The sequence below is a fragment of the Thermocladium sp. ECH_B genome (assembly GCA_001516585.1).
Taxonomy (GTDB): Archaea; Thermoproteota; Thermoprotei; order Thermoproteales; family Thermocladiaceae; genus Thermocladium.
This window is the reverse complement of the sequence record LOBW01000109.1, coordinates 1-3,888: the sequence shown is the minus strand read 5'-3', so window position 1 is coordinate 3,888 and position 3,888 is coordinate 1. Positions and strand designations below refer to the sequence as shown.

The following is a 3,888-nucleotide window of genomic DNA, read 5'->3' as shown; positions in this document are numbered from 1 at the left end:
CCAACCAGCTAAGTAGTGGGCTTCTCTATCCACCTATTAGCCCAACCAGCTAAGTAGTGGGCTTCTCTATCCACCTATCAATCCGTCTCTCGGTGTTCCTAAGAACCACTATACGTGAGTTCACGTCTTCATCCATGAACTCATACATGGTTCCTAACTCCCTTAATAATTTATTGGCCCACTCCCTTACCTCCTCATGGTTCAACATGTTTTCCTTGCCTAACCTATAAACCGAGTGGCCGAGATGCATGTATGACTTGACCTCTATGAAGTGTGGACTACCCGCTCGCATTAATTCGGCGAATTCTGGGACGTACTTCGGGTCAGTGTTCCATCCCTTTATTAACGTTATCCTCACAACAGTTCTAGTGCCTAGTTTAGGCAGCATTTTGAGCGTTCTTAACCAGGAATCCCACGCAGCTTCCCCCTTCATTACCGGCACATTTATCTTATTGAATAATGCCTTATTGGGGGCATTACATGACAAGTATAATTGAGTCGGCAAGGCGTTCTCCTCCACCAGCCTCTCTATTGCCTCTGGGTGCTCGCCATTAGTGACAATGAATATTGATTTAGTGTTGGGGAGGGACCTAATTAACTTAACTAGCTCAGGCAGCTTGGGGTAGAGAGTTGGTTCCCCCGATAGTGATATCGCGAAGTGCGTCGGTTCCAGTGCCTCCCTGATTTTCTTCTTGCCCTCGGGGTGACCGANGTAGCCAGATAATAGTCGTCGCCTCTCCGCTAATACGCCGTTCAATAAGTCCTCGGGCTCCATCACCTCGTCGCTGCCTGGGGTAATTGAGTCGAANGCATCAGTTGGTCTCCAACAGTATACGCACCTATTGCTGCATACCATGCCCATGGGCCCAAACTCCACGCACCTATGGCTGCCGCCGACCGGGGCTCCATAGAACTTATACTTATAGCAGCTCGGTCCCCCGGNGAGGGATGACTTGGTCCAGTGACACAGCTCTACTGTGGCGTGGCCATATACGCCGTACTTGGACTTCAATAGTTCGGCTCTGGTATCTATCTTTATCTTTATCTTGCCGCCAATGACCTCATGATACTTCAGCCTCTCTTCCTGTACTTCCTCCATTGTCTATGATGCTCATGTAGAGTTAAAAACTTTTGCATTTGATCCTATTATTCATGAATAAGCGACTTTGTTGAAAGTTTCTCCGAATTATCTTGGTTTCCCCTAAGCGATTAATTTATTTTAATCCAATTAAAGCATTCGCTGGATGCAGTGCAATGTAGTGGTTGATTCAAGGGAGCACTCCACGGCTCTGGAGGTAATTAATGAACTGAAGAGACTTGGATGCACGATTATAGAGAGAGCCATAGAGGCTGGGGACTACGTTATATCGGATACGACTGTAATCGAGAGGAAGAAGGCCATGGACTTCATTAATTCCATAATAGATGGCAGATTATTCGATCAGGCCAAGAGACTGATCGAGCATTACCAGAACCCCATAATACTGATAGAGGGCGATCCCTGGCGGGCGATATCCAGGAGAAGCATTCATCCCCATTCCGTGGCGGGAGCCATGGTGGCCCTCAACAAGATGGGGATAAGGGTCCTCTACTCGGCGAATGAATCGTTAACCGCCTACATAATATTCTCCTTAGCCAAGGTAGATGAAGGCAAGCCGATAAAGGCCGTGACCGCTAGGAAGGGGGAGACGATACGGGAATTACAGGTGCAGTTGTTGGGTTCCCTTCCAGGGATAGGTGGAAAAAGGGCTGAGAAGATATTAATGGAGTTCGGCACTCCATTAACTGCATTGAATAATTTCGAGTCCTGGAGCAAAATAAATGGAATAAGTGAAAAAACCATAGCCGCGGTCAGGAAAGTATTAACCACTAGGTACAGTGACGGGGCCGAGGAGAGGCTTGGGAATGGGAATAACATATTGGACTTCATCGAGTAGGCTCCACAGCGACCTCGCCCCTACCCCCCACCTCCCCCTTCACCTCGGCATTAATGCCCATCAACTTAATCACCCTCACATTAGTTAGGAGGTGCTGCGTTACCTGCGACACGGTGTACCTAGTGGGTTCACTCGCTATGGCCGCGTAAGTAGCCATCATGTCCCCCATATTGGGGTCAAGATCAGCGCCGCTTAAGATGCTGCTCAATAATTTATCCGCCGCCTCATTACCCACAGTCTCGGCCGGCTTACCTAATTCACCCAATGCGTCTCCACCCACTCTATGGCCATCATCAAACAAGCCCCACACAACTATACCGCTTCCAGGGCTTAATCCGGCCCCAACATCTATCTTAATATCAATGGGCAACCCAAGCCTCATTAATCTATTCCTCGCAGCAGCAGCTTGCCTAGCAGCCACGTGGCTAGGCAGGCTTGTTGCGTGGGAGATTCCCTCCACCCTTATGGGCCGCGATTCTCCAAAGGAAACGCCGTGCACCTTGCCCGGCCGGGTCTCAAGTATTGCGATTCCTCCACCCCTTGGATAGTGGCCCCGCTTCTTCGTGGTAATGAGTGCCTTCACGCCCATTAGCTCCAGGTTCGGCATGACCACGTTAGCCATATAGTCAANTGGGGGAGCCATGGGAACATCGGTTCCGCCCCTCAGCTCTATTATGGATCCGCAGCCCGCATGCATGAGTAGAGGCATTATTGTTTGGATAATTAATGAAATGCTGCCCGCGGTTCCCACATCAAAGATCTGATTGCTGCATGTGATTTTGCCGGGGATAAAAGTGATCTCCATTGATCCCTCCCGCATACCAATAACCTCGGCGTTGCTTAGCTTGGCAGCTGCAGAGATGGCGGTGATATGCTGCATTCGAAGCCCAGGATTATTGCGCTTCACCCGTATGTTTCTAATTCTAACGGGAACGCCGATCACGGCCGAAAGCGACACGGCGGTCCTAAGTATTTGACCGCCCCCCTCGCCCATTGATCCATCTATCTCAATCACGATATGTGTTGCGTGGATTGGTTTTTTATCTTATTGGAATTAAGGACCATGAGAAGGGGGCTTCATTTTTATAACNCAGAGACCCTGCAAGGGCGGAGCGGTTTACTTATTGAGTAAGTTTAATAAAGGGGCTTAATTCTCCATTGATTGAATGAATTCTGTGACATGTCCATACTGTGGATTACCGACCTGGAGCTTCGACAGCTTCGTTAGTGATAGGTTCATGAATAATCCGAGGTTCTTCACCACCCATATAATACTATGTAAATGCAGCAATTGCGGCAAGATGTTCTACTTAGCCAAGACTAGGCTTAGATCAATAACTTATAAGATGGAGGACATAGATCTAGCGCCGGTAAGGCATTCATCCCCAAACCAGGACATGGATAATGACCAGCAGACCCAATGATGGTGAGGCGGTCCCCATTATTTGAGGCATCGCTTATTAGCCTAAGTAATAGATTTAAGTTCCGCGGATCCAATTACAATTCATGCCTGAGATACCGCTTGCACCCGTGGATCGCATATTCAAAAAAGCCGGTGCTGAGCGCGTTGGGGAGGATGCAGTTCAAGCCCTGCGTGACGTGTTGGAATCGATAGCGTATGACTTAGCCAATAGAAGCATAGAGATGTCGAAGCATGCCAATAGAAAAACAATAACAGCGGAGGACGTTAGAGCAGTTATCAGGATAATAAGGTGCGTGCCCCTCTCCGTGTAATGAGTGGAATAAGCACAGCCTTTTAGGCACTGGCCTCCTCCCCGCCCTTTAGGGTTTCCCGAGGTCTTGGGGGTTACGCCCCTTTATGGGCGCTACTCGGTCTCCGCGTCGCGGGTCCTCCTCCCGGTATTGCGGGGGAAGTCGGTTCCCACCCCCATTCTCTAAAAATTGACCGGGGGAGGACATTAAAGGGACCTTTTCAAGCTTCACCCCGCGA

At 49.2% G+C, this 3,888-nt stretch carries 5 protein-coding genes; 3 read left to right on the top strand and 2 right to left on the bottom strand.

Features of this window, described 5'->3' with window-relative positions:
* Window positions 1-49: 49 nt before the first annotated feature.
* Window positions 50-1,099 (bottom strand): wyosine biosynthesis protein TYW1, encoded by a 1,050-nt coding sequence (locus AT710_09310; protein KUO90242.1) that lies wholly within the window; start codon window positions 1,097-1,099, stop codon window positions 50-52.
* 145 nt (window positions 1,100-1,244) lie between these two features.
* Here AT710_09310 and AT710_09305 point away from each other — a divergent pair, with 145 nt between their 5' ends.
* Window positions 1,245-1,937 carry a hypothetical protein gene (locus AT710_09305; GenBank protein KUO90241.1) on the top strand — a complete coding sequence of 231 codons (693 nt, stop codon included), beginning with the start codon at window positions 1,245-1,247 and terminating at the stop codon, window positions 1,935-1,937.
* On the opposite strand, the gene AT710_09300 is transcribed toward AT710_09305, so the two are convergent.
* Window positions 1,927-2,931 (bottom strand): hypothetical protein, encoded by a 1,005-nt coding sequence (locus AT710_09300; protein KUO90243.1) that lies wholly within the window; start codon window positions 2,929-2,931, stop codon window positions 1,927-1,929. The two genes, AT710_09305 and AT710_09300, sit on opposite strands and share 11 nt — an antisense overlap.
* Before the next feature lie 172 nt (window positions 2,932-3,103).
* On the opposite strand from AT710_09300, the gene AT710_09295 reads away from it, so the two are divergent.
* Window positions 3,104-3,361: a hypothetical protein gene (locus AT710_09295; protein ID KUO90240.1), complete on the top strand. Its 258-nt coding sequence runs from the start codon at window positions 3,104-3,106 to the stop codon at window positions 3,359-3,361.
* An 82-nt stretch (window positions 3,362-3,443) separates the two neighbouring features.
* The gene (locus tag AT710_09290) at window positions 3,444-3,671 is read left to right on the top strand and encodes a histone (protein KUO90239.1); all 228 of its coding nucleotides are present in this window, start codon (window positions 3,444-3,446) and stop codon (window positions 3,669-3,671) included.
* Window positions 3,672-3,888 lie beyond the last annotated feature (217 nt).